At 45.3% G+C, this 25,794-nt stretch carries 27 protein-coding genes and 11 tRNA genes; 9 read left to right on the top strand and 29 right to left on the bottom strand.

Going from position 1 to position 25,794, the window contains the following annotated elements; translation table 11 throughout:
- Positions 1–31 precede the first annotated feature (31 nt).
- Positions 32–319, bottom strand: coding sequence for a hypothetical protein (locus tag BUR09_RS06200; protein WP_074216079.1), 288 nt, complete (start codon positions 317–319; stop codon positions 32–34).
- Positions 320–524: 205 nt separating this feature from the next.
- Between BUR09_RS06200 and BUR09_RS06195 the strand changes: the two genes are divergently transcribed.
- Both BUR09_RS06195 and BUR09_RS06190 read left to right on the top strand, forming a co-directional pair.
- Positions 525–1,874: an NAD(P)/FAD-dependent oxidoreductase gene (locus BUR09_RS06195; RefSeq protein WP_074216078.1), complete on the top strand. Its 1,350-nt coding sequence runs from the start codon at positions 525–527 to the stop codon at positions 1,872–1,874.
- A gap of 339 nt (positions 1,875–2,213) precedes the next feature.
- Complete coding sequence (locus BUR09_RS06190; RefSeq protein WP_074216077.1) at positions 2,214–2,432, top strand: hypothetical protein; 219 nt, start codon at positions 2,214–2,216, stop codon at positions 2,430–2,432.
- Between the two features lie 50 nt (positions 2,433–2,482).
- Here the strand turns inward: BUR09_RS06190 and BUR09_RS06185 are convergent, their stop codons facing one another.
- The 8 genes from BUR09_RS06185 to BUR09_RS06150 form a co-directional block, all read right to left on the bottom strand.
- Positions 2,483–2,719: a hypothetical protein gene (locus tag BUR09_RS06185; RefSeq protein ID WP_074216076.1), complete on the bottom strand. Its 237-nt coding sequence runs from the start codon at positions 2,717–2,719 to the stop codon at positions 2,483–2,485.
- A gap of 83 nt (positions 2,720–2,802) precedes the next feature.
- On the bottom strand, positions 2,803–3,462 hold the full coding sequence (locus tag BUR09_RS06180) for an RluA family pseudouridine synthase (RefSeq protein WP_074216075.1): 660 nt from the start codon (positions 3,460–3,462) through the stop codon (positions 2,803–2,805).
- Between the two features lie 17 nt (positions 3,463–3,479).
- Positions 3,480–4,301, bottom strand: coding sequence for a hypothetical protein (locus BUR09_RS06175; RefSeq protein WP_084539353.1), 822 nt, complete (start codon positions 4,299–4,301; stop codon positions 3,480–3,482).
- A gap of 468 nt (positions 4,302–4,769) precedes the next feature.
- Positions 4,770–5,168 (bottom strand): NifB/NifX family molybdenum-iron cluster-binding protein, encoded by a 399-nt coding sequence (locus BUR09_RS06170; RefSeq protein WP_074216074.1) that lies wholly within the window; start codon positions 5,166–5,168, stop codon positions 4,770–4,772.
- A gap of 46 nt (positions 5,169–5,214) precedes the next feature.
- Positions 5,215–6,078, bottom strand: coding sequence for an ATP-binding protein (locus BUR09_RS06165; RefSeq protein ID WP_074216073.1), 864 nt, complete (start codon positions 6,076–6,078; stop codon positions 5,215–5,217).
- Positions 6,071–6,925, bottom strand: coding sequence for a nucleotide-binding protein (locus BUR09_RS06160; protein ID WP_074216072.1), 855 nt, complete (start codon positions 6,923–6,925; stop codon positions 6,071–6,073). Before BUR09_RS06160 ends, BUR09_RS06165 begins: the two co-directional genes overlap by 8 nt.
- A complete protein-coding gene (locus tag BUR09_RS06155) occupies positions 6,925–7,437 on the bottom strand; it encodes a NifB/NifX family molybdenum-iron cluster-binding protein (protein WP_074216071.1) in 513 nt (170 codons plus the stop codon). The genes BUR09_RS06160 and BUR09_RS06155 overlap by 1 nt, the downstream gene beginning before the upstream one ends.
- A gap of 79 nt (positions 7,438–7,516) precedes the next feature.
- Positions 7,517–7,876 carry a DUF134 domain-containing protein gene (locus BUR09_RS06150; RefSeq protein WP_074216070.1) on the bottom strand — a complete coding sequence of 120 codons (360 nt, stop codon included), beginning with the start codon at positions 7,874–7,876 and terminating at the stop codon, positions 7,517–7,519.
- Between the two features lie 388 nt (positions 7,877–8,264).
- Here BUR09_RS06150 and BUR09_RS06140 point away from each other — a divergent pair, with 388 nt between their 5' ends.
- Positions 8,265–9,134, top strand: coding sequence for a DMT family transporter (locus tag BUR09_RS06140; protein WP_074216068.1), 870 nt, complete (start codon positions 8,265–8,267; stop codon positions 9,132–9,134).
- Between the two features lie 326 nt (positions 9,135–9,460).
- On the opposite strand, the gene BUR09_RS06135 is transcribed toward BUR09_RS06140, so the two are convergent.
- The 15 genes from BUR09_RS06135 to BUR09_RS06065 form a co-directional block, all read right to left on the bottom strand.
- A complete protein-coding gene (locus BUR09_RS06135) occupies positions 9,461–9,796 on the bottom strand; it encodes a zinc ribbon domain-containing protein YjdM (protein WP_074216067.1) in 336 nt (111 codons plus the stop codon).
- A gap of 445 nt (positions 9,797–10,241) precedes the next feature.
- A tRNA-Asp gene (locus BUR09_RS06130) sits at positions 10,242–10,318 on the bottom strand.
- Between the two features lie 6 nt (positions 10,319–10,324).
- Positions 10,325–10,400: transfer RNA gene (locus BUR09_RS06125), tRNA-Val, on the bottom strand.
- A 254-nt stretch (positions 10,401–10,654) separates the two neighbouring features.
- Complete coding sequence (locus BUR09_RS06120; protein WP_074216066.1) at positions 10,655–11,032, bottom strand: Rid family detoxifying hydrolase; 378 nt, start codon at positions 11,030–11,032, stop codon at positions 10,655–10,657.
- A gap of 308 nt (positions 11,033–11,340) precedes the next feature.
- Positions 11,341–11,416, bottom strand: a tRNA-Val gene (locus BUR09_RS06115).
- A 48-nt stretch (positions 11,417–11,464) separates the two neighbouring features.
- Positions 11,465–11,541, bottom strand: a tRNA-Asp gene (locus BUR09_RS06110).
- A 6-nt stretch (positions 11,542–11,547) separates the two neighbouring features.
- Positions 11,548–11,623, bottom strand: a tRNA-Val gene (locus tag BUR09_RS06105).
- A gap of 254 nt (positions 11,624–11,877) precedes the next feature.
- Positions 11,878–12,255 (bottom strand): Rid family detoxifying hydrolase, encoded by a 378-nt coding sequence (locus BUR09_RS06100; RefSeq protein WP_074216066.1) that lies wholly within the window; start codon positions 12,253–12,255, stop codon positions 11,878–11,880.
- Between the two features lie 308 nt (positions 12,256–12,563).
- Positions 12,564–12,639 (bottom strand) — tRNA-Val (locus BUR09_RS06095).
- 48 nt (positions 12,640–12,687) lie between these two features.
- Positions 12,688–12,764 (bottom strand) — tRNA-Asp (locus tag BUR09_RS06090).
- 62 nt (positions 12,765–12,826) lie between these two features.
- Positions 12,827–12,903, bottom strand: a tRNA-Asp gene (locus BUR09_RS06085).
- Positions 12,904–12,917: 14 nt separating this feature from the next.
- Positions 12,918–12,993, bottom strand: a tRNA-Val gene (locus tag BUR09_RS06080).
- A gap of 198 nt (positions 12,994–13,191) precedes the next feature.
- Positions 13,192–13,821, bottom strand: coding sequence for an RluA family pseudouridine synthase (locus tag BUR09_RS06075; protein WP_074216065.1), 630 nt, complete (start codon positions 13,819–13,821; stop codon positions 13,192–13,194).
- 204 nt (positions 13,822–14,025) lie between these two features.
- Positions 14,026–14,102: transfer RNA gene (locus tag BUR09_RS06070), tRNA-Asp, on the bottom strand.
- 5 nt (positions 14,103–14,107) lie between these two features.
- Positions 14,108–14,183 (bottom strand) — tRNA-Val (locus BUR09_RS06065).
- Between the two features lie 467 nt (positions 14,184–14,650).
- Between BUR09_RS06065 and BUR09_RS06060 the strand changes: the two genes are divergently transcribed.
- Entirely contained in the window at positions 14,651–16,009 is a 1,359-nt protein-coding gene (locus BUR09_RS06060; protein ID WP_074216064.1) for an outer membrane homotrimeric porin, read from the top strand.
- A gap of 198 nt (positions 16,010–16,207) precedes the next feature.
- Here the strand turns inward: BUR09_RS06060 and BUR09_RS06055 are convergent, their stop codons facing one another.
- The gene (locus tag BUR09_RS06055; protein ID WP_245796715.1) at positions 16,208–17,161 is read right to left on the bottom strand and encodes an elongator complex protein 3; all 954 of its coding nucleotides are present in this window, start codon (positions 17,159–17,161) and stop codon (positions 16,208–16,210) included.
- A gap of 337 nt (positions 17,162–17,498) precedes the next feature.
- On the opposite strand from BUR09_RS06055, the gene BUR09_RS06050 reads away from it, so the two are divergent.
- Both BUR09_RS06050 and BUR09_RS06045 read left to right on the top strand, forming a co-directional pair.
- Positions 17,499–17,915 (top strand): HIT family protein, encoded by a 417-nt coding sequence (locus BUR09_RS06050; RefSeq protein ID WP_074216062.1) that lies wholly within the window; start codon positions 17,499–17,501, stop codon positions 17,913–17,915.
- 32 nt (positions 17,916–17,947) lie between these two features.
- A complete protein-coding gene (locus tag BUR09_RS06045; protein ID WP_074216061.1) occupies positions 17,948–18,238 on the top strand; it encodes an integration host factor subunit alpha in 291 nt (96 codons plus the stop codon).
- 92 nt (positions 18,239–18,330) lie between these two features.
- Here BUR09_RS06045 and BUR09_RS06040 read toward each other — a convergent pair whose 3' ends face one another.
- From BUR09_RS06040 to BUR09_RS06025, 4 genes are all read right to left on the bottom strand, one after another.
- Positions 18,331–19,065, bottom strand: coding sequence for a septal ring lytic transglycosylase RlpA family protein (locus BUR09_RS06040; protein WP_074216060.1), 735 nt, complete (start codon positions 19,063–19,065; stop codon positions 18,331–18,333).
- A gap of 111 nt (positions 19,066–19,176) precedes the next feature.
- Positions 19,177–21,000: a triose-phosphate isomerase gene (locus BUR09_RS06035; RefSeq protein ID WP_074216059.1), complete on the bottom strand. Its 1,824-nt coding sequence runs from the start codon at positions 20,998–21,000 to the stop codon at positions 19,177–19,179.
- A complete protein-coding gene (locus BUR09_RS06030) occupies positions 20,960–21,784 on the bottom strand; it encodes a hypothetical protein (RefSeq protein WP_074216442.1) in 825 nt (274 codons plus the stop codon). The genes BUR09_RS06035 and BUR09_RS06030 overlap by 41 nt, the downstream gene beginning before the upstream one ends.
- Positions 21,785–22,139: 355 nt before the next feature.
- Positions 22,140–22,397 carry a hypothetical protein gene (locus BUR09_RS06025; RefSeq protein ID WP_074216058.1) on the bottom strand — a complete coding sequence of 86 codons (258 nt, stop codon included), beginning with the start codon at positions 22,395–22,397 and terminating at the stop codon, positions 22,140–22,142.
- A gap of 525 nt (positions 22,398–22,922) precedes the next feature.
- On the opposite strand from BUR09_RS06025, the gene dsrA reads away from it, so the two are divergent.
- The 3 genes from dsrA (at position 22,923) to BUR09_RS06005 (ending at position 25,719) form a co-directional block, all read left to right on the top strand.
- Positions 22,923–24,236 carry a dissimilatory-type sulfite reductase subunit alpha gene (gene dsrA, locus BUR09_RS06015; RefSeq protein ID WP_074216056.1) on the top strand — a complete coding sequence of 438 codons (1,314 nt, stop codon included), beginning with the start codon at positions 22,923–22,925 and terminating at the stop codon, positions 24,234–24,236.
- An 18-nt stretch (positions 24,237–24,254) separates the two neighbouring features.
- Positions 24,255–25,400 (top strand): dissimilatory-type sulfite reductase subunit beta, encoded by a 1,146-nt coding sequence (gene dsrB / locus BUR09_RS06010; protein ID WP_074216055.1) that lies wholly within the window; start codon positions 24,255–24,257, stop codon positions 25,398–25,400.
- An 82-nt stretch (positions 25,401–25,482) separates the two neighbouring features.
- On the top strand, positions 25,483–25,719 hold the full coding sequence (locus tag BUR09_RS06005; protein ID WP_074216054.1) for a dissimilatory sulfite reductase D family protein: 237 nt from the start codon (positions 25,483–25,485) through the stop codon (positions 25,717–25,719).
- Positions 25,720–25,794 lie beyond the last annotated feature (75 nt).

Below are 25,794 nucleotides of genomic sequence, written 5' to 3'. Positions count from 1 at the left end.
AAGTCCTTGTAGAATAAGAACTTTTTTAAACTCACTTATACGTGATGGTGCGCCTGACAGGAGTCGAACCTGTGGCCTGCCGCTTAGCAAGCAACTGCGCTTCATCCGCAACAGACTCTTTTTCTATTTGTGCCTGTCGGGAACTTTCACGTGTACCCCCTACAACATCAGCCTCAACCACTCCCCATGCTTTAAGAATTGTAATCTTTTGGTTATCCAACTTAACACCGGCAGGAAACAAACGTTTCCCCTTCATCCCCCGAACTTCGTCCTGAAGCACCATACCGGATTTAAGCAGGTCAATACTGAGTTTTCCCACAAGCAACTCCTGCTATAAATAATCACAATGCAACTTAACTAATCTATCTAAAATATGATATAATTAATAGTCCTCAGTATCGTAAAAAACTCTATACACTATTGCTAAAATCATACATAGGTATAGTAGGAAGAGCCTCGTAATTAATATGCTACAATTCTAGCCTGATAACCATAAGATAACATTCCCGCATCATGGTGTACTTATGTCAAAAAACAACAGCACGAGTAAACACATCATTATATTAGGCGGCGGATTTGCCGGACTCTGGGCAGCAAAAGAGCTCGGAAAAAAAGGTCAATACCAAGTTACAGTAATTGACCGTAACAACTACCACCTATTCCAACCGTTACTTTATCAAGTTGCATCCGCAGGACTGGAACCAGAGCAAATCTCATACCCGCTCCGCGGAACCTTCCGCAAGATGCCCAACGTTGAATTTCGCATGGCAGAAGTTACAGGGCTTGATCTTGACCATAAGGCTCTGATCACTGATGTGGGACGTATCAAGTATGATGGGCTCATCATTGCTTTGGGAAGCGTCACCAATTTCTTCGGAGTCCCCGGAGCAAAAAAATATGCCTTCTCACTTAAAAACGCAGAAGATGCGATAGATATACGTAACCATATTCTTTCCTGTTTTGAATATGCACAATATGAATCGGATCCAGACCTACGTAATCAACTGCTCACCTTTACCGTAGTTGGCGGCGGCCCAACCGGCATCGAATATGTAGGGGCACTGGCAGAGCTCGTTCATACTTCACTACGCAGAGATTTCAGTGAATTAGCTAAAGAAGATATAAAAATCATTCTCATTGAAGGCGAAGACGAACCGCTTTCCGGATTTCCTGAGAAACTACAGATGTATACCATGAAAAAACTTGAAAAACTTGGTGTACAAGGTTGTTACAAGCAGCATGTCGTACAGGTGGACGTTGACAAAGTAACCTTGAACTCAGGAGAAGCCATCCCTACACGCACCGTTATATGGACAGCAGGTATCCGTGGAAACAAGGTTGCAGAGCGCATGGGCATGCCGCTCGGTAAGGCAAAACGTATCATCACCACTCCTGAATTAAACCTTGCAGATCATCCGGAGGTTTTTGTTGCGGGAGACATTGCGCTACCAATGGATGGAGACAAGTTAATACCAGGCCCCACCGTAGCTCCAAACGCAATCCAGCAAGGGACTCTGGCAGCACAAAACCTCGCAAACTTTTTTGAAGACAAGGAGCTTTCCCCGTTCTCCTACTTCGATAAAGGCTCCCTTGCGACGATTGGTCGCTCAAGCGCTGTTGTCCATCTGGGGAAACTCAAAATTACAGGATTCTTCGCATGGATAACCTGGCTGATCATCCACCTACTATACCTCATTGGATTCCGTAACAGGCTAATTGTATTAATCAACTGGGGATTCGAATACCTACTCTATGAGCGCGGAGTACGCTTAATCATGCCCAAAACAAAAGATACCATCCCGAGTGAAAAAACAGATGAATACGATTCTTCAAGCATTGAAGGAGCTGCTCTGAACAAACGTTCAGCAGAATAAATATGAATATAGCCTGCCAAGGTTGATAACTATTGAAAGTACAGGCAGTATATACTCATGATAATGGTTCTCTTAGAGACACCATGAGATTACAGTCCCGTGCGCAGTCAGTCATAAAACACTGGTTGCCGATGAGTCTTTTTTAGGCAGATTGAGACAACACAACACGACGAAAGGCGTACAGGCAGGACTACCCCGATATTTTAACATGCAACATACGGCATCGTATGTACGACTCCATGTCTTTTTAACCGATATCTGTTATGCACTTTCTAACTGCAATCCCTGTTCAACAGGAATCCGTGTGTGAATATGTCATCAATTTGAAAGGATGTGCTTATGATTTTGAATGCTAATCAACTGAAGGCACTACGCCAACGCAATGATGAAGAACTGCGTAAAGAACAGCCAAGCTACGGTTACCCTGCACAGACAATTCGAGACCTGCTTCATACAATTGAAGCAACCAAAAAAGAAAAGAAAAAATGGCAACGTCTTGCTCAGGAACGTGGGAGTGTCATTGAACTTCTAAAAAAAGCACAAGAAGAAAGCGCCTAGCGGCTAATTGACTAGTCATAAAAAAAAGGAAAGGGATACCTTTCCTTTTTTTATTTCTTCGATTCTTTCGTTCCAGAATAGGTACAGGCATTACGGATCATTCTGTAATGTCCTTCTTTATCAACTCCGATAGGACGCCCGCACAGACAAAAGACCTTACCGTCCCGTTCGTCTATCTCAAAAATTTTCTTAATTCTATCTTTGTGACACCGGACAACTTCACCTTTGCCTATCTTGTAATACTTCCAAAGCTTTCTGCGGCATGCAGCACACTTAAATGTCAGCATTTATATCCTCCCGAAGCATTACTACAGCCTGAACTCTGCCGTAGATTTTCAATATTCAAAAAGAGTGCAGAACAGCTCCCGATCTAAAAGTCCGGAGCTCTGTCGAACTCCATCATTTCACCAGAAACAGGGTGCGCAATCTTTAAATAACGGGAATGCAACATAAGACGTTCCCCCGGATGACGAGTACCGTACAAATTATCCCCAACAATCGGACATCCCAGACCGAACTTGTGGGAAGAATGTACACGCAACTGGTGTGTACGTCCGGTAATAAGATCGAAAGCGATTCGAGTTTTGCCGTCTGTGTGATCCAATTTCTGCCACAAGGTAATACAACGCTTACCCTGAAGCGGATCATAAATACGGATAGGGCTGTTAAACCAGTCCAGACGCAGAGGCAAATCAATCGTTCCGCTTTCCCCACGAACTTCACCATCTAGAATGGCCTCATACTTTTTCCCGACGCGACGTTCACGGAACTCGGTAGACAAATTACGCTTAGCTTCCATTGTCAGACCAAGAATAAGGATGCCTGAGGTAGACATATCTAGACGATGCGCCTCTGGATGCTCAATACATCCCGGAAACATCTCACGCACGCGACTTACAACACAGTCTGCCTTTTCCGGCCCTTTTCCAGGAACGGAAAGTAACCCTGAAGGCTTGTAAACGACAACGCAATGATCATCTGCGTACAAAACATCCATTGTAAGATGCGATGCATCATATTTATCAAACATGTATCAATCCAAAAAAATTATGGTAATCCGCAAAGCATAAAGCCGAGAATCGGCTGGCATTTTTCTTCGCACGCCTCATAAAAATTACCGTGCTGCCTAGTTTGCGATTTGTTTTCAGTCCCATAGAAAAATTCTGCAATACCCAACGGGGTCAACTGATGTTGCTGTGCATAGTTGATGAGCTTCGGAGCACAACAATCCGCGGTACCGGTACGCATTCCATGCCTGCTATAAAAAACATCTCTAAGCGTTTTTCTTTCACCCTTAAAGTTTTCAAGAACATACAGGTCGTACAACTCATCCATTAATGAGCGCGAACAGACTTTGCGTTCCCGCTTAAGCTGTTGCAGAAGTAATGTTTCGGAAGGAGCGACGGCATTAATCCGTTCTGTGTACTCATTAACTACTTTATTTCCAACAGAGTACACTTCATTATAGCGTACCAAGTTCATTACAGGCGGCGCCCAACCTGGTATCTCATATAACCTGTCATACTGCCCTGAAAATGCCCGCACAATCCCGATGGTACCATCCTGTTTTTTGCAGACCATAACACCGAGCATCTGCCCCAATGCGATACCCCAAAGGTAGTCCATGCTATACCGTGGGTTCCCTGCAAGACCATCGAGCTGTGCCTGGATTTCCCGCTGATTTTCAACGCCATCGGGTACAGGAAGAAGCATATCACCTTTGATTTCAAGCTGCTCGCGTAGTTGACGAGCATAAAACTTAGCTGCCCCGAACGGTAACGAATGCGTTACACCGCATGTAGCACAATACCCGAACGCAGCTGCTTCTTTAGAAAATTCATCTGTACACGTATCCAAAGGGATAAACACCGGAGTCTCCTTGCTCTCAACAAAATGGCAGGATTCAACGCCCTGCACCGCAAGGGATATAAGCACTGAAAGCAAGAACAGCAAGGAAAGATAGACAGAAGGACATATGACTGGACACAGTAAAAAATATGCTGTCCCCCAAACGCAGAAAAACGAGATGATAAACATCTCGTTTTTCTGTTGCAATACTACCGGATAGAATCAGTATATCAAGAAAAGAGCCTCTGCTGGCAACAAAAGATTGCGTTGGCGCGGTGCCGTGCAGCAATGACTGTCAGCAGAGAATATCCATGTATCGAACGAATGCCCCGGTAGTTGCGCGATGTTCCCATCGCAGGTGTTGCAAATAGATCTGGAGTGAATGGAAGACATATCCGTGGGCAGGAAATGCAAACTCGGAATCCGAATTTGCAGCGCTGTTTCCCCAGCCGAGGAACACTACCGCTCCATACCTGATGCAATTTTCTTCTAGTGGTTGCCGCAACCGTGAGAGCTGCCGCCACCGCAAGTGAATTCCTGAGAGAAGCGTGGCAGGGAGCCAGCGATAAATGCGCTTACTGCATCCTGAACGCTTGCTGCACCGTTGCCGTGCAGAACGTCAATACCAACCTGACGGAAGCCCATCAGAGGGCGCATACCCATACCGCCGGAAATGATTGCCTGCACTTTGTGCTCTGCAAGATAATTTACAGGAGCCATGCAACCACCCTGCTCATGCGGGATATTAGGAATAACTTCCACATTAGCAATGTTACCGTCTTCTACGGAAACAAGAGTGTACATCTGGCAATGGCCGAAGTGTGCATCTACGCCTGCGTCTAGTCCACCTGGTGCTGCAGATGGAACTGCTACGAGAATTGAAGACATATTTTCTCCTTGTAACATGTCAAAATTTCAGTGCTGCAAGGGTTAATTACAGCTGTGAGAGTACATTGTTCCAAATACCGGCAAAATCAGCGTACATGGTTGAATCAAATTCCGTAACAGACTTACGATCCACCATTGCTGCAGTAACAGCATTGGTATGAGGGACTCTTCCGACAACCGGATATCCCTGCTGGTTACAGAATGCTTCAATTTGCGCTGTCATGTCGGTATTCAAATCATATTTATTAATGACTACACATCCCTTTACTCGGAAGTGGTCACATAATGCAGCAACACGTTCTAAATCATGCAAGCCGGAAGGGGTCGGCTCTGTTACAAATACGGCAAGGTCAGTTCCGGAAAGAGAGCTGATTACGGGGCACCCGATACCCGGTGCACCGTCTGCAAGCAAGATATCAAGATCAAGCTCTTTTGCTGTCTTACGGGCTTCATCTTTCAGCAAAGCAACCAGCCTGCCGGAGTTTTCTTCCCCTGGATACAGCTGGGCATGAACAAGATGCCCGAAGCGAGTTTTTGACCTGTACCATTCGCCGCATTTTTTAATGTTAAAATCGATAGCTTCACCCGGACACAATGTAACGCAAACTTTGCAGCCTTCGCATTTCATCGGGTCTACTGTGTACGTTCCATCTTCAAGCTTAATTGCATCAAAACGGCATCGTTCCCGACAATCACCGCAATGCATACACTCATCCTGACGGATAGATGCTTCATACCCTGACCAGAATTCATGCTCCTGATACTTATCAGGCTGACTGATAAGATGGAAATCCGGCGCATCTACATCCAGATCGCAAAGTATTGCATTATCTGAAAGGTGGGCAAACGCACCAGTAACAGTTGTTTTACCGGCTCCGCCCTTACCGCTGATTACGAGAATCTCATGCATGGACGGACTCCTGAATAGAACGGGTCAGCTCTTCGAACACAGGTTTCAAGGTCGGAACAGCTTCTGTAATAACTGCACCGGATGAATACGCCTCTGCAATACATCTTTCGAACGGAATCTCCGCCCAGATAGGAACATTATGTTCTTTGCAGAAATCGTATATCTGCCTGTCACCAACGCCGGCCTTGTTCACAACAACCCCCATCGGTTTGTTAAAGACGGCAAAGGCTTCATAAGCTATTTTAAAGTCATAAAATCCAAATGGGGTAGGCTCGGTCACCAGTACCACACAGTCTGCATCTGCAACTGCACAAACTGCTGGGCAGCTTGCACCGGGAGGAGAGTCTAGAATAACGTCACGAGATACCTCTTCATATCTAGAAAATACCTCGTTCTTAACCAACTTCATTAGTGGAGGACACATCGCCTCACCGATGCGAAGTCTACCCATATGGAACGCAATATCACCGGAAGTGCCATGGCACAGCTCGCCCAGCTCGCGAGTACTTTCTGTTAATGCGCCGGTTGGACACACAGCTATACAACCGCCACAACCATGACACATATCAGGAAAGGTAAGCAGGGTATCCCCGATTAAAGCAATCGCCTTAAACTGGCACAACTCAGCGCAGGCTCCACAAGAGGTGCACATCCCCTCGTCTGCTTGAGGAACCCCAATATATCCCTTCTCTGTTCCGGTGATCGCAGGATGTAAAAATAGATGAAGATTAGGCTCTTCAACATCCAGATCAACTGCAGCAACGGGGGACTTCCAGTTTGCTGCCAATGCAGCAGTAACTGTTGTTTTACCAGTACCGCCCTTACCGCTAGCCACTGCAATAATCACTAGAAACGACCTCCGCCTCTGCGACCGCCACCTTGGCCACCACAACGTCCGCCGCCCTGTCCACCTTGCCCACGACCGCCGCCTTGTCCGCGACCAGCACCCATTCCGGCGCTTTGAGTCTGAGTAGCATCGCCGCCCATTCCGCTTTTGCCCTGTGAGTTCGGTGAAGAAGCAATAGTGATATTGCCTTTGGTAAATTCTTCTACTGCCTGACGCACTGTCATATTTTCAACATCCTGACCAACTTGGATCTTTGCTGCTTCCAGTGCGGTAAAAGCTTTTGGACCTACATAACCGGTAAGCACAACTTTTGCGCCGCTGCCTGCAACGTTCTGTGCAGCCTGAATTCCGGCACCTTGAGCCATTGTCTGAGAGAGACCATTATCCAAGTAAGTAAATTCAAGACTCTGAGAATCAACAATCAAAAAACCTGGTGCTCGCCCGAAACGAGGATTAACGGTATCATCAAGTGTTGGGCCGTTGGTACTGATTGCTATTTTAATAGATTCCATTTGTTACTCCTTGGTGATGTCTCTGCATCAGAAAATGGTCGTTTTAAGTGTCACAGGTATGTAAACATTCACACCGGACTTACCTATCTGTTTGCTTACCACCAGAACAACAAGGCTGTCCTGCTTCGTTCTTAGCTTGTAAGTCTGCTTCAAATTTATAGTCTCCACCTTCAACTCGAATTGCGCATCCTTTTGAAAGTGCAGTTGCTACTGTTTTTCGTGCCCCTGCTAAAATGCGCCCAAGTGTAGGACGGGAAACGCCCATTTGTGCAGCAGCCTCTTCCTGTGAATAACCCTCAGCATCAATCAACTGCAGCGCTTCAAATTCGTCCACAGATAACTCTACTGTTTTTAAATCCATCATCGGAATACCCTGCGGCTTATAAAACACCACATGGGGCATCCTTCTGACAACGCGGGTTATTTTTCGTCTGCCCACAAATTCTCCTGTTCGGTTAGTAAGTGTTTACACTTTATGTATCCGTTCTTCAAAGTCAACGGAAAAAATGAACATACGTTCAAAACAACCCAGCAAGATATTGTTTTACTTAACATATCTACTTGAAAATTTTTTTCATTTAGCCATTCAGACCGATATGAGAAATACCTATTATAATCGTATTGCATCTTTTTAAAGACGTAATCACTGTGCTCCCCCATTTTCAGAACATGTCGCCTCTCTTTTTTTACCCAGCCCATTTCTTTCAATATTTCAACACCTCTTTCCCTGAATTTCTGGTGACTTAATGTACTAAAAATAGTATTTCCGCCCGCAGTTACATTATTCACGGTACACGATACCAAATAAACTCTGTTGCGAGACGCAAATGCATTCTGAATATATCAAAGGCCTGCTCCTGACAGCAGTAGGCGTGCTTGTACTGAGCTTTGACTCCCTCATGATCAGACTCATTGGAGCCCAAACGTTTGACCTGCTTTTCTGGCGAGGCCTACTGCTCAGTCTAATGGTGTTACTCTGGTGCCGGTTCAGTATCCCTAACCAGCCTATTTTATCTTTTGACCGCGCCTTAATCAGATCTGCCCTGTTATTTACCGCCAGCACTATCACTTTTGTTTCAGCCATTTCGATGACCTCTGTAACAAATGTGTTGGTTATGATCAGCACCCAGCCACTGTTTGCTGCAATACTGGCGCGTTTTTTCCTCAAAGAAAGCTCTTCTCCCATCACATGGGCAGCCATCGTAATCTCGATGATAGGTATCCTGTGGGTACTTTCTGATTCATGGCACAGTCCAAACCTTACAGGTGATTTGATTGGACTCGTGTGCAGCATTGCTCTAGCAGGAAAATTTGTAAATGACCGCGCCTCCGGCTCCAGAAACATGACTCCGGCTCTTATTCTTTCGGGAGCACTTACTGCCAGTATCAGCGCAGTAGCAGGGCACCCGATAGAAATCATTCATAATGGATGGGGATGGATGCTCCTGCACTGCGCCATCATCATTCCTATCTCTTTCATACTCATAACCTTAGGCCCTCGACGCATCCCTGCGGCAGAAGTTGGTATGCTCATGCTTTTAGAAACAGCAATAGGCCCTTTATGGATCTGGATCTGGCTTAACGAAATCCCAAGCCTAAGAGCTGTTGAGGGTGGAACTCTGGTTGTAGGAACACTCCTGCTTCATGGCCTTATCAAATGGCGATCCGGTCAAACACAAACTGCGACACACCATTAAGAACACCCAAAAGCCTTCATGCGATGCACGAAGGCTTTTTCATATCTATCAATCAAAATTATACTTTTTTCTGAAAGCAAAAAACAGACGTTCACCAGCTACCGTCAAACTAATCTAGAATAACTTTCAACAAATAAAATTTTACCATACCATCACGAGTTGGCTATAGCGAAACAACCGATTATAGATATTCACAAAAAAGCCCTAGTATTACTACTAGGGCTTCCTTACTTGGTAGAACCTTCGAAATTATGCTCGATGACTCTAGCTCCACAGGGGCTTGTTTTTTGTGAACACGCCGCCTGCTTAATTAAGCGTCTCTAAGACTAAGCTTTCTTAACTACGGATGTTTTCAGCAGCATTGAGCCAAAGCCTGGAATTTTACAAGAAATGTCATGAACGCCATCTTCAGGCTCAATCAACTTAATGTTCTTAACCTTTGTGCCCTTCTTAATCGGGCCGGATGCGCCTTTAACCTTCAAGTCCTGAATAACAACAACGGTGTCTCCATCATTCAAAACATTGCCGTTTGCATCCTTGTAGACTCTCTCTGCCACGTCTTCAGGTTGAAACTCGAAGCCACATTCAGGACAAACGAGCATACTGCCATCATGATACACGTACTCAGAATTACACTGCGGACAATTTGGTAAATTTTCCATAACTTCCCAACTGCTTATTCTTTATTCCCCACTTTCATAAAATAGGGAGTTTATTAAAAAATCAAACTCATCAAATCACCCAACGGGCGAATAATCCGCAACTTATCAGAATGCTGAAAAAGGAAAAGGACATTGTTTGCTAGATCTCCAGCAAGGGGCGGAAGCAAATATATTGAGAGTCCGGCAACTGCTAAAAAGATTAATCTGCTAGCACCACCATTCGATCTGTGCGGAAAGTTAAAACAAAAATATGGACTTCATGCCTCAACAAGGGACTGACATCCTTTTATTGAACAATAATCAAATTGAACTGAAACGATGGGGCCTGCACAGAAAGCGGGATAATACGATAAAGAAAGTAACCTACAGGGACTTCACATCGATCCACAAATAGCCCAGAAACGAAAAAAGCACTTACGCTTTCGCGTAAGTGCTTAATCTTCAGTGGCGGAGCCGACGAGACTCGAACTCGCGGCCTCCGGCGTGACAGGCCGGCGTTATAACCGACTTAACTACGGCTCCGCATTATGGTGGGCGGTACAAGGCTCGAACTTGTGACCCTCGGCTTGTAAGGCCGATGCTCTCCCAACTGAGCTAACCGCCCGATGGAATGTTTTCTATATGCACGGTCTTTCGAAGTCAACAGAAAATCGAACTTCTATGCATTTTTTCTCAGAAATTCAGTAGATACTAAAATCGATCGAGGATGGACATTATAAAAAGATGGCAACGACACACTGAACACCCGCAGCACTCTCAGCAATAGACCATAAAAAGCGGCAACAACCAAGGGTCACTGCCGCATATATTAATCTCATCAGTTATCGTGCGGTCTAAAAAAAGACCTACTGCAACCGCTTATTTTTCAGCAACTACTTCAATCTCAAACATGGAATCCATTGGAAGTTTAGAAACCTCCATTCCGCTACGTGCAGGAAACGGCTCATTAAAGAAGTCGGTATAAACTTTTGCAAGATCAGCAAAATATTCAAGCTTAGTTGCAAACACAGTCACCTTAATAACTTTATCCATTGAGGAGCCTGCAGATTCCAGTACATGCTTAATATTTGTCAAAGCCTGACGAGCCTGAGCTTCCGCACCACCTTCAACCATTTTTCCAGTTTCAGGATCAAGTGCGAGCTGGCCAGCTGTAAAGATAAGACCAGCAGATTCAATTGCGTGAGAATAAGGGCCAGCTGCTGCCGGTGCTTTGTCACTCTTAATTACGGTTGCCATTATGTTTTCTCCAACAATTCAAAATATGAATAAAAAACACAGCAGGCAGCAAGTTCATGCTATGAACATTTTCTCTCAAATTGCCTGTCTGTATTCCTAAGACAAGAATTCAGCATAACCTTACACTACTACTTAATATGGAAGGTGTATTACTTCAATGCAATTTTCGCAAACAATCACAAGCAGTCCGCTATCTATCAGCATTTGAGAGGACGAGCAGGCAAGTAACACACTTACCTACATCATTTTTTTACACATTGGAAAAAGCACAAAAAAAAAAGGACTGGAAAAAATCCAGTCCTTAAAAATGGTGGGCGGTACAAGGCTCGAACTTGTGACCCTCGGCTTGTAAGGCCGATGCTCTCCCAACTGAGCTAACCGCCCAAAATTTTACTTGCAAAGCAAGACTAATGTCCGCTTTACTAAAAAAAGTGGCGGAGCCGACGAGACTCGAACTCGCGGCCTCCGGCGTGACAGGCCGGCGTTATAACCGACTTAACTACGGCTCCGCATTATGGTGGGCGGTACAAGGCTCGAACTTGTGACCCTCGGCTTGTAAGGCCGATGCTCTCCCAACTGAGCTAACCGCCCGATGGAATGTTTTCTATATGCACGGTCTTTCGAAGTCAACAGAAAATCGAACTTCTATGCATTTTTTCTCAGAAATTCAGTAGATACTAAAATCGATCGAGGATGGACATTATAAAAAGATGGCAACGACACACTGAACACCCGCAGCACTCTCAGCAATAGACCATAAAAAGCGGCAACAACCAAGGGTCACTGCCGCATATATTAATCTCATCAGTTATCGTGCGGTCTAAAAAAAGACCTACTGCAACCGCTTATTTTTCAGCAACTACTTCAATCTCAAACATGGAATCCATTGGAAGTTTAGAAACCTCCATTCCGCTACGTGCAGGAAACGGCTCATTAAAGAAGTCGGTATAAACTTTTGCAAGATCAGCAAAATATTCAAGCTTAGTTGCAAACACAGTCACCTTAATAACTTTATCCATTGAGGAGCCTGCAGATTCCAGTACATGCTTAATATTTGTCAAAGCCTGACGAGCCTGAGCTTCCGCACCACCTTCAACCATTTTTCCAGTTTCAGGATCAAGTGCGAGCTGGCCAGCTGTAAAGATAAGACCAGCAGATTCAATTGCGTGAGAATAAGGGCCAGCTGCTGCCGGTGCTTTGTCACTCTTAATTACGGTTGCCATTATGTTTTCTCCAACAATTCAAAATATGAATAAAAAACACAGCAGGCAGCAAGTTCATGCTATGAACATTTTCTCTCAAATTGCCTGTCTGTATTCCTAAGACAAGAATTCAGCATAACCTTACACTACTACTTAATATGGAAGGTGTATTACTTCAATGCAATTTTCGCAAACAATCACAAGCAGTCCGCTATCTATCAGCATTTGAGAGGACGAGCAGGCAAGTAACACACTTACCTACATCATTTTTTTACACATTGGAAAAAGCACAAAAAAAAAAGGACTGGAAAAAATCCAGTCCTTAAAAATGGTGGGCGGTACAAGGCTCGAACTTGTGACCCTCGGCTTGTAAGGCCGATGCTCTCCCAACTGAGCTAACCGCCCAAAATTTTACTTGCAAAGCAAGACTAATGTCCGCTTTACTAAAAAAAGTGGCGGAGCCGACGAGACTCGAACTCGCGGCCTCCGGCGTGACAGGCCGGCGTTATAACCGACTTAACTACGGCTCCGCATTCTCTTACGAGAAAAATATATATTCAATTGTATGAAGCTTTCGCCTCTTGATTTCAAGTGGCGGAGCCGACGAGACTCGAACTCGCGGCCTCCGGCGTGACAGGCCGGCGTTATAACCGACTTAACTACGGCTCCGCATTGGCATTGAATGGTGGGCGGTACAAGGCTCGAACTTGTGACCCTCGGCTTGTAAGGCCGATGCTCTCCCAACTGAGCTAACCGCCCGTTCAACGAGGACACGTTTTAGGGAAAACGCGCTCAGGTGTCAACAAGAAAGATACAAAAAAATTATTTTTTTATAGCATTCTTTTCAACACATCTAATTTTTCAAATGTCACAGCACACATCAAAGCCCGTGAAGCCTTGCTACAAGCCGACTCTAAGTATCAAAGCACCAGCTACTCAGACAAGTAAAGCCAACCACTAAAAATCCGGCTCGGAATGAAATTCCATCATTTCTTTTGTCTTAGGATGCATAAATCGCAAATATGCAGCATGCAGTTTCATCTGCCCAGCCTGCGTACCGTTACCATACAGCCTATCTCCGACAATAGGAAATCCCAGTCCATGAAGAGCATGGAGCCTCAGCTGATGAGTTCTGCCGGTATGAAGAACAAACTCTACGCGAGTGTTACTCCCTTCCACACCGAGATTACGCCACTCCGTCAACGCAGGCCTGCCGTTATCATGGTCAACAATACTATACGGACGATTATCTAAATCCATACGCAACGGCAGGGAAATAGTGCCCCCCTCCTCGGATATCAGTCCTTCAATGAGCGCAACGTATCGCTTACTTACCTCTCTCTGCTGAAACTGATCGGAGAGCTCACGCTTTGCCCGTTTGGTCAAAGCAAAAACAAGCAAGCCGGAAGTGTCCATATCAAGCCTGTGCACAGTGGGAATCTTAGTACAAGCAGGAAAGCGTTCTCGAATCCGTGTTTCCACAGAGTCCTGATTCTCCTCACCCTTCCCCGGAACAGAAAGCAGCCCACTGGGCTTATTCACCACAACAAGCTTGGTATCTTCATAAACAAAGGAAAGAGAATTCATGGACGCTCCAATAAATAAATCATGGGTCATCTGTAATAGGGAAGGCAATGGGTGGCAAGCAGCCAATTGAGAACGCCAGCATTAGATAGAAAACAACGTACACTGTCATACAGATACAGAACAGAGTAATTCGAGAAGTGACTAGCTGCTGAAATTTGGACAAAAAAAAGCGCTTAAGCTTTCGCTTAAGCGCTTGACTCCAAATGGCGGAGCCGACGAGACTCGAACTCGCGGCCTCCGGCGTGACAGGCCGGCGTTATAACCGACTTAACTACGGCTCCGCATATGGTGGGCGGTACAAGGCTCGAACTTGTGACCCTCGGCTTGTAAGGCCGATGCTCTCCCAACTGAGCTAACCGCCCACATGAGGAAACACCTTCTAGTGAATCCAACCTAAAGAGTCAACATCTTTTTTTGAAACACTTTTGCATTTGCTAAAAGACGTTGCCTTCAAGAGAAAGAGCTTCTACGTAATTTCATGATTACCTGCAAGCACTTTTTTTAAACTCTTCTTTTCTTTTAAGGCATTTTTCAAAATATTATTTTATTTCAGACAATTGAATTCGAAAAACATTGATCCGTCACACACGCACGCGAAAGCAAAAAAGTATTCCTGTCAAATTTTTTTTACCCTTAGAAACCACCGTAGGATCAGGCTTAAGACATTAGACAGGCATTATAATTACTTAAAATAACGAGAAAAAACTTGTGCGTATCACTTTTTTTACGCTACAACATCTTCAGACCTGCGTTGGGATTATTGACCACAATCTCAAAAGATTACTGACCACAATCTTTTAGCAGTTTTAAAGAAAGAAGGATTTTTTACATGAAACGCATTATTATCCTGATGCTTGCTTGTACTATGGTATTTGGTGCCGTAGTTTCAAGTTCAGCTACCGAATTTAAGGCTTCCGGCACATTGGACATGGCATTCGAATTCCTCGACAACCCTGATCCAACAAGCCCAGACAATAGCGACTACTTCACAGCTATCCAGCGTCTGCGTACCAAAATTGACATCATTGCCAATGAATCCCTTAAAGGTGTTTACTACCTTGAAGTTGGTACAATCCGTTGGGGGAACCCAAGCACTGTGGGTCGCGGAAGCGGCGGTGCAGTCGGCACAGATGGCGTAAACGTTGAGACTAAACGTCTTTACCTTGACTACCAGCTGCCTCACACCGAGCTCCAGCTGCGCATGGGCCTCCAGGGCCTCGCACTTCCTTCCCTTGCTAACAACAACCCTGTTCTTGATGACGACGTAGCAGCTGTTGTTGCTAACTATGCTTTCACAGATCAGTTTAACATGGTTGCCGCTTGGGCCCGCGCTGCTGACGTCGCTAACTACGACCCTCGCTTATCTCCAACCAGCAACAACAAATACGACGTTTTCGCCTTAATCCTTGGTCTTAACTTTGAACCAGTTACCATCGTTCCTTACGGTGCATATGCTGCTATCGGCCGTAACGCTGACATCCACTCAACATGGGACGATGATAATAACCCACTTACTGCAGAGGTAAACTCCGCAACCGAAGATCGTGACGTATGGTGGGCTGGCCTTTCCGCTAAGTCTAACTGCTGGGAAAACCTCAATCTTGCAATGGACTTTGTTTGGGGTCAGTCTGATGGATCTAAAATGTCTGCAGGTGCTGATAATCCCAACAGCCGTGACCAGAGTGGCTTCTACGTACTTCTCCACGGTGATTACAAAATGGAATACTTCACTCCTACTCTCGACCTCTGGTACTCCTCCGGTGATGACGACAGCCTTACCGGCGACGGCAACTTAATGCCTACAATCTCCGCTGGCGGGCTCGGCCTTACCAACCTTGGTACAGACGGTGGCTTCTTTGACACCACAGACAACGCCTTTACAACTTCCGGCGTAGGCACCATGGGTGTTTTAATTGGTATCACCGAATTCTCCTTTATCGAAAATGTAACCCATGACTTTAAATTTGCTTGGATGCAGGGCACCTCTGACTACAACAGTAATAGAGTTGTTAACACATTCCCAACTGACGAAGACCGTGCTTGGGAATTCAACTTCGATACCAACTGGCAGATGTACGAAAACCTCGCAGCTATCCTCGAAATCGGCTACCTGAACCCAGACTACAAGTCTGTTTCCGGTGAAGAAGCAGTTTGGAAAGCAGCTCTCGGTTTCCAGTACTCTTACTAGTTAGCCCTATTGTGGTCAGCGCATAGCCAAGCGCAAACAACGTAGTTCCAGCCGGAGGATTTTAATCCTCCGGCTTTTTTCATACAAAAACCCCGCTCATCATATTGATGGACGGGGTATCACTATAAATCTAACTCATCAGCAACGGGTGTCATCTAATGCTATCAAACGAATAACGGCAGTCTGACTCTATACAAATCAATCCATCTGAAAAATTGGCAGATTCCAGCTTACGACCGTACTTGGTGACAGCCCTCGTTCACCCCAGAACTTCTTATAAGCTCCTTTGTAGCCCCACAACTCTCCTTGGTATCGTCGAGGCAACAACAACCGTGAAAACGGCCTACTTAGCGTTTCCATCTTCTCAACCAAAAAACAACGGAGCGCTTCACTTCGAACCATATTCCCGATAGCAGGATGAAAAGGCCCAGCCACCAAACTATCTGTCAGCCCATCTTCCTGAGCAACACCAATACGTATGACTCGAATGCCATCTTGCCACAGCATAAGGAGCCCACTTCCAAGAGCTTCAACGGTGTCATTCAATTCCCATGGTGCAAATTCTCCACGAGTATACCAGCTTGCAAGAATTGTATTTTTAAAGACAAGACACGGATAAAGGCGAACTACTGCTGGAGATAATGCACAAGTCTTTTTAACATCATCCAAAAATATTTTTTTATCCATACCAGGAAGTCCGGGAAGTAGCTGAATTCCGAGCTCCAGAGAGTTTTTTCTCACAGCATTGCAAGCACTTACTATTGATTCCTGAGTATAGTCACGCTTGCTAATGGATAAAACTTTGTTATTATAACTTTGTACGCCCAATTCGACGGTCTTTAAACCTAGTTCTTTTAATTCACGCAACTGCTCTGAATTAACAGCATCAGGACGTGTAGAGCACCGTACTCCTATGACTTTTCCAGATAACGCAAATTCACTTGCCAGGGCTACAAACCGTTTTTGCCATTCAAAAGGAATGGCTGTGAAGGTGCCGCCATAGAATGCAACCTCATACCCTGCGTTATCTTCTGCATCTTCAAGAGCTTGTTGCAAAAAAATGTAAATATTTTTCAATTGCGACTCTGCTGTCCCTGTCTGAACTGTTTGAGAACAGTACACACAGCGAGATTTACAGCCCGCAAACGGCATAAAGACGGGAAGAATTCTAAGCTTGCGACTAGGCGGCTCTGGATGGGAAAAAATCATTCCTGACGTAACTACCTTTATGTATTAATCTTTTCTCTTGTTTCTTAAAAAAGAAAGTTATACAGCAACTAAAAAGAGGTAAACTATTATCCGTTTCAAGCGCATTTCTCTGCAAAACATGCGTACTTCAGCGGATCAACAGTGTAAACATATAAAATTACGTAAAAAAACTTGATTGCTTGTAGACATTGAGTATATACACAGCGCGGCACAGGACTGGAAAAGATAAAATCATCCAGCCTATTACCAGAACAATGTAACAAAAAATCATTACTGCACTATGAGTACTCAAGATTGTATTTTTTGCAAGATCATCAAAGGCGAGATTCCCTGCGCGGAAATTTACTCAGACGACAACGTACTGGCTTTTCTAGACATTGGTCCGGTAAACAAAGGTCACACGCTTATTATTCCTAAGCAGCATTATGCGAATGTCTTTGATATTCCAGCTGAACTTGCCCCTGCCATCATCAACGCACAACAGGTTGTAGGCAAAGCTATACTTGCCAGTACAGGAGCAACAGGGTTGAATATATTCATGAACAACCATTCAGATGCCGGTCAGCTTGTTTTTCATGCTCATTGGCACCTGATACCCCGCTTCGGTAATGATGGACTGAAGCATTGGCCACAGGCAGCATACGACTCTATTGAAGAGGCACAGCATTTAGCCACCAGCATTCGGCAGCACATATAAGAGCCGTTTCCCCACGAAAATGGGAGGATAACATGGAAGGGAAAACCCTTACAAAAGCTGATATTGTAGATTCCATCTACGAAAAAACTGACAGGAACCGTGCAGAAGTTAAAAACCTCGTCGAATCTCTGTTAGATATTATGAAGACCGCAATCAAAAAAGATCATGCGCTCCTCATCAGCGGATTCGGAAAACTTGAAGCTTACGACAAAAAAGCTCGTAAAGGCCGTAACCCGCAGACCGACGAAACTATCACTCTGCCTCCACGCAAGGTTGTAGTATTCCGTCTGTCCCGCAAATTCCGTGCTGAACTTAACAACTAGGTCTCAGCATGGCTTTGTCAGACACACCCTGCAATTGCAACGTGTGTCTTACATCTTACAAAAAAACCCGCATCATGCGGGTTTTTTTGTGCCTATTTCCCTGCAAAAATAAAGGCACCAGAAAATTTATTTGCGAGTGCTCTTTTTGCACGTTCAGCAGCCGTATAGGTAAGATATGGCCCTACATGCACTTTCCAGATACTGGAACTCACATCTTGATACAATCGACATGATCGACCTTCACGTACAATTTTCTGCTTAAGCGTCTGGGCATTAAATTTGTCCCCAAAGGAACCAATTTGAACATAGTACGTACCGCTTTTACTTTTTTTAGAAGAAGCAACAGTACTATGGCTAGGACCACCAACAGCTTCAAGCTTAACCGGAACAACGCCAGGTCCAAGCATTCCCAGCTTCTGTGCAGCCGTGTGAGTCAGATCAACAATACGCCCTTCAACAAAAGGCCCCCTGTCGTTAACACGGACAATTACAGATCGCTTGTTCTGCATATTCGTTACACGCAAAATGGTTCCAAACGGCAAATTCTTATGCGCAGCAGTCATACCATACATATCGTACCGCTCACCATTTGCAGTTTTTCTACCATGAAATTTTTTACCGTACCATGAAGCCTTGCCATACTGCACAAAATCTTCAGATGAAGCCAACGTCTTGTAGTTCTTTCCCCATACTGTATAGGTACTGGAAGTCCGCGGCTTGGCTTTAGTGCGTGCCGGATACCCTTGGGGGGAAGCAATATGTTTCTTTCCACACCCAACAAGAGGAATGAGGCATGCAATACAAAGCGAAAAGATAAGAACTCGCAATGAATACTCCTAGAATATAAGACATCACAGATAGAATATTCATTGGCTATAATATTAAAAGAGCGCATGCTGCAAGAGTCAACATGCGCTCCTTTACATTAGTTACATCATCTAACAAAGAGCTCCGGGCTTTCTTTCTTCATCAAGTTCGCATTCACGCTGCAAAAGCTGCTCGAGCATAATGTCAGCACCAATTACACCGGTAATATTGTCATCATCGTCAGTTACAGGGGCAGATACTGTTAAAATAAGCTGCCCCGTAAAGTGCGATGTGTACAAGTTGGTAATATGCAATTTACCAGTCTGTACCGGTTGCTTAAACCATTCACGGGAAGAGAAGTCATAACCGATTTCAAGCACTTCGTATTTTTCTTTAAACCGCTCATCTGTAATTTCTGACGCAATGAGGCCACCCTCACTGTCTGTCAAATAGAGATACTGAATGAATGGATAGTTCTGAACAAAATCTGTCAGACATCCATAGTTTTCCTTCGCAAGAATGACATTACAGTCCACTGACAGCTTGGAAATCAGATGTGCAGCAAGGATATGTGCAACCTCTTTGAGGTTGTCAAAGTCAGTGCGGAACATTTCCGGCATGTAGCGACGAACAAGACGTTCCATTTCCTTGTTGGAAACAGAGGTGGAACGACCATTTTCGTACGCCTCCATAATCCTTTTGTAGATCTTACCTACGGCAGGATGACGTTTTGAAACCTCACTGTCACCAGTAAGTTTCAATGTCTGGTTAATCCAGTATGCCACACCTGCTCTGCCGGACTTATCTGTAATAATAATCGGCACAGGACGATTCAGCAGACGGCTTGTATCGAATACGTTGTAAATCTCTTCATTCTTAGCAAGCCCATCTACGTGAATACCAGCGCTTGTAGCGTTAAAGTCACGACCAACAAACGGATAGTTGTCCGCAACCTTATATTCAAGCTCACGTTCAAAGTATTCACTGATTTCACTGATTACTCGAGTATCGGCAGCTTCATCATGTGCAGTAAGAGAGATATATTCAATAATCAACGCCTCAATAGGCGAGTTACCGGTACGTTCACCAAAACCAAGCAGCGTTCCGTTAGCACCGCCACAACCATGCATCCATGCTGTAACTGCGTTAACAAGTGTCTTATGGAAGTCGTTATGGCCGTGCCATTCCAACCATTCGCTCGGCACGCCGACTTCATCCGTAAATGCACGTACAAGACGTGGAACCGAACGCGGTAGCGTGGCTCCCGGATACGGCACACCATACCCCATTGTGTCGCACATACGAATTTTTACAGGCAGTCCGCTCTGACGGGAAAGCTCCATCAGTTTATCTGCAAACGGCAAACAGAATCCATAAATATCTGCACGGGTAATGTCCTCAAAATGACAACGCGGAGAAATTCCCCAGGCAAGAGCCTGTTCAACCACCTCAAGGTAGTTACGCATTGCCTGCTCGCGATCAAGTCCCAGCTTTAGGTAAATATGGTAGTCAGAAACCGAAGTAAGCATACCTACTTCTCTAAACTCCATACTCTTAGCTATCTTCAAGTCATTCTTATGGGCACGAATCCATCCGGTAATCTCCGGATATTTGTAGCCCCTTGACCGGCAGGCATCAATGGCGCGCTTGTCTTTGTCAGAGTACATGAAGAACTCAGAGGCACGGATCAAACCGCTTCTGCCGCCAAGTCTGTGCAACATGTCAAAAATAGTTTCAATCTGCTTTACAGTATACGGAGGTCTTGCCTGCTGACCATCCCGAAATGTCGTATCGGTGATGAACATTGGCTCCGCAGGACGCGGTGCCACCATAACATCATCAAACGCGATACGGCTGATCTGCTTGTAAGGAAACAGATCGCGGAAGTACTCACCTTGTTCAAGGTTCTCAAGTTTATGCTTCGCTGTCGCGCGATTCAGATGAAACAAGGTCACAGTTCTTTACCCTCCTTGGAGACGAATCCTTTAACAATTCTTCAATATTTTGGCGCACTGTAGCAGCTCTGGTACACGCAGGATTTATCTGCTCTGCTTCTGTAGCTGCCTCTAACGCCTCGTCCAGGCGTCCTCCTTCCAAAAGCCCTTCTGCTGCCAGAATATACATTTCTTCTGGCACCGTTCCATAAATAGATGAGATCAGTGTGTCGTAATCCCTACCAAAAACCTTTTTGACCAGCTCATTACGTGAAAATAGCAGCCGGGCAAGCAAGCGGTTCTGCTTGTTGTAAGCACAGTAGATGCAAAAGAGAGTTTTACAACGCGTAAGCAAGAAAGAAATTCGAGCAACCTCGCGGGACATACTCTCGCGGGTTTCCCCGAGAAGCTGTGAAAAAGGCTCCACAACGTCCTTAATGCCACTTTCAACGGCAGGTTGTTCCAATGCCCTGAACATAGGGGCATAATGCTGTTGTTGATACGCATCCTCTTTCAACTTAATGCATTCGTGGAACACATAGCTGATAGCCCAGTCCAGAGCCTTTGCGACCACAGGCGCCTGTGCGTCTGTTCTGAGCAAGTGATGAGCGGTGTCCTTTAATCGCCAGAGCAACCCTTTATTCATGGTACTCCCCAGCAGATCGCGTACTTGAGTAAACGAAACAGCTCCGGAGTCTGCAAAACGTTCAAACTGCTCTTCAAGAATGCTTGATACCATGCAGAAATCACGCATGATATCACGGGCAAACTCTTCTCTATTGGCTTCAATCCATCGGCGGGACATGGTCACCTCATCTCTTGTTGCATCGGTCACAATACACAATTTCACAAAAAAGGCAAAATCATGCACCAAACAAAGTCCCCATTGCATAGCCGCAAAGAGGACGACAGAGCCAACTCTCAGAACTCGTTGAGTATTCAACTGATCTGAATTCTACGCAACATGTTTTTACTGCCTGCGCAATCTGCACTATTCAGTATATCTTATAGAAACACCATACGAATAACATCGTAACATTATATACCACTCATTATGCTGCCGACTTCAAGACAAAAAAATAACGGCAGCTCCTGAACATTCAGAACTGCCGTTAATTGTACAAAAAATACAACACCTTTTGCACATCCAATAAAGGATTTTAATTTTCGTTAAGCAAAACCTTTGCAACAGAGATGTCATAAAAAAGCATAGGGTCAGCATCGCGTCCCATTTCTTTGTACATTTCTGCCGCCTGCTTAATGGCTTCGTATGGTACCCAGCCGTGTTGATCCCATACCTGTTCGTTATCTAACCGCCAAAGACGAAATTCAATATCGTCTCCGCTACGACGCACGTATACACGGGTTTTCTTATCATTCGGCGCTGGGTGGTAATAATGTCCAAGCTGATCTTTCATTACAAACCTCACTTAGTTCTTGTGTGGCTTTGACCTCATTTATGCATCAAGGTCAAGCCTGCAAACCGCCGTTTTTTGCAAGTTAGCGTACAGCTTTTTTTTAGAAGACTGATTTTTACATTTTATTACACTTTGTTCTTTTTACCTTTTTTGTACAAAGCGCAACTTGTGAAAAAAAGAACGTAGGCAAATATGCACTTTCTTTTTATGAAAGTTCGTTATGTTATCAGTTCATTGCAAACTGAAATTGTCAGCATATAGCGAGGGGTTTGTGTTGTTTTTCTGCAACTTACAAATAGAAGATACTATACATAAACTCTTCAAATCCACTTGACAAACTGAGGCGTTCTTTCTAGCAAGAGATAACTTTGTCCAAAAAATCACGCCCTTTTTCAGGAACAAAATCTTAGACCAGATTTGCTCCTCATAAGGTGCGTCCATCTTGACCGCTCCTCAGATCGCCTGCGGTAAGGTGGAATGTGTCTGGTGTAAAAACACATACCAACTTTTTGTGGAGGTAAGGTAATGGCGAAACACGCAACTCCTATGTTGGATCAGCTCGAAAGCGGCCCATGGCCAAGCTTCGTATCCGACATTAAGCAGGAAGCAGCAATGCGTGCTGCTAACCCTAAAGGACTTGATTACCAGATCCCTGTAGATTGTCCTGACGATCTTCTCGGTGTTCTGGAACTTTCTTACAACGACGGTGAAACTCACTGGAAACACGGCGGCATCGTTGGCGTATTCGGTTACGGCGGCGGCGTTATCGGTCGTTACTGTGACCAGCCAGAACAGTTCCCTGGCGTTGCACATTTCCACACCGTACGTTTGAACCAGCCTGCTGGTAAATACTACACCACCGATTTCCTCCGTCAGCTCTGTGACATCTGGGATCTCCGTGGCTCTGGTCTTACCAACATGCACGGTGCAACCGGTGACATCGTACTTCTCGGTACTACCACCCCTCAGCTTGAAGAGATTTTCTGGGAAGCTACCCACAATCTCAACAACGACCTCGGTGGTTCCGGTTCTAACCTCCGTACCCCTGCAGCATGTCTCGGTGAGTCCCGCTGTGAGTACGCATGTTACGACACTCAGGCTTGTTCTTACAACCTGACCATGGAATACCAGGACGAACTTCACCGTCCAGCATTCCCATACAAGTTTAAATTCAAGTTCGACGGCTGTCCTAACGGTTGTGTAGCTGCTATGGCTCGCTCCGACTTCTCAGTTGTTGGTACTTGGAAAGATAGCATCAAAATCGATCAGGAAGCTGTAGCTGCTTACGTTGCTGGCGAATTCAAGCCAAACGCAGGCGCACACTCCGGTAAAGATTGGGGTGCATTCGACATCGAAGCTGAAGTTATCAACCGTTGTCCTTCCGCTGCTATGAAGTGGGAAGGTGGCAAACTCGCTATCGATCGTTCCGAATGTGTTCGTTGTATGCACTGCATCAACACCATGCCTCGTGCTCTCCGTATCGGTGACGAGCGTGGCGCATCCATCCTTTGTGGCGCGAAAGCTCCAATTCTCGATGGTGCACAGATGTCTTCCCTCGTAGTTCCTTTTGTTGAAGCTAAAGACGACTTTGATGAAATCAAAGAAGTTGTAGAAAACATTTGGGACTGGTGGATGGAAGAAGGTAAGAACCGCGAGCGTCTCGGTGAGACCATGCGTCGTCTTTCCCTCCAGAAGCTCCTCGAAGTTGTTGGTCAGGAACCTTCTGCTCACAACGTTCAGGAACCTCGTCACAACCCATACATCTTCTTCAAAGAAGAAGAAGTACCTGGTGGTTGGGACCGTGACATCACCGAATACCGTAAGCGTCACCAGCGCTAAGAAGAGGAGTACAATAACATGGCATTTATCTCTTCCGGTTACAATCCAGAAAAGCCAATGGAAGGCCGTATCACTGATATCGGTCCTCGCGAATTCACCGAATTCCTTCCTCCAGTAATCAAAGCTAACAAAGGTAAGTGGGCATACCACGAAATCCTCGAGCCAGGCGTACTGGTTCACGTTGGTGAGTCTGGAGATAAAGTATACACTGTACGTGTAGGTGCTGCACGTCTCATGTCTGTTACTCACATTCGCGAAATCTGCGAAATTGCTGACAAACATTGTGACGGCTACCTCCGCTTTACTACCCGTAACAACGTTGAATTTATGACTGACAGCGAAGACAAACTCGCTGCTCTCAAAGAAGATCTTGCTTCTCGTAAATTCGACGGTGGTTCTAACAAGTTCCCTGTAGGTGGTACTGGTGCTGGTATTTCCAACATCGTTCACACCCAGGGTTGGATCCACTGCCACACCCCTGCAACTGACGCTTCTGGTCCTGTTAAAGCTGTTATGGATACAGTTTTTGACGACTTCCAGAACCACCGTCTGCCTGCACCAGTTCGTATCGCTCTCGCATGTTGTCTCAACATGTGTGGTGCTGTACACTGCTCCGACATCGGCATCGTAGGTATTCACCGTAAACCACCTATGATCGACCACGAGTGGACTGACCAGCTTTGTGAGATCCCTCTCGCAGTTGCTTCTTGTCCTACCGCTGCTGTTCGTCCTACCAAGGTTGAACTCGAAGGTAAGAAAGTTAACACCATCGCTATTAAGAACGAGCGTTGCATGTACTGTGGTAACTGCTACACCATGTGTCCAGCTCTTCCTATCTCCGATGGCGAAGGCGACGGCGTTGTAATCATGGTTGGTGGTAAGGTTTCTAACCGTATCTCCCAGCCTAAGTTCTCCAAAGTAGTAGTAGCTTACATTCCTAACGAAACTCCTCGTTGGCCTACTCTTACTGAGAAAATCAAGAAGATCGTTGATCTCTACGCTGACAACGCAATGAAATACGAGCGTATCGGCGACTGGATTGAGCGTATCGGTTGGGAAAAATTCTTCGAGCTTACCGGCTTCGAATTCTCCCACCACCTCATCGACGACTTCCGCGACCACGCTTACTACACCTGGCGTCAGACTACCCAGTTCAAGTTCTAAGCACGGTTTAGATTGTATTAATGCCGGGTGGGGGAATCCCTCACCCGGTTTAACGCTTTAACCAACCATCAGGGGTATTCCCATGGAAGAAGCAAAAAAAATTATTGTAGACTTTATCGAGTCTAAATCTAAGTCTAAATCTAAATTCTACTTCAACGATTTCCTCCCTCTCTTCCCTGAGATGAAGCCACGTGAAGTGAAAAAGATTCTGTCTGCTCTCGTTAAAGAAGAAGTAATGGAATACTGGTCTTCCGGTTCCACTACCATGTACGGTCTTAAAGGCGCTGGCAAACAGGCTGCTGCTGAACACGAAGGTTAATTTTTTCGTTGTTAAGAGCGTAAGGCGTATGGGCTTCTGTCCATACGCTCTTTCTATTTTATAGACCTACTCCCC

The organism is Halodesulfovibrio marinisediminis DSM 17456, from assembly GCF_900129975.1.
GTDB lineage: Bacteria > Desulfobacterota > Desulfovibrionia > Desulfovibrionales > Desulfovibrionaceae > Halodesulfovibrio > Halodesulfovibrio marinisediminis.
Note: the sequence above shows the minus strand (reverse complement) of the source record. Positions and strands in the feature narration are given on the sequence as shown.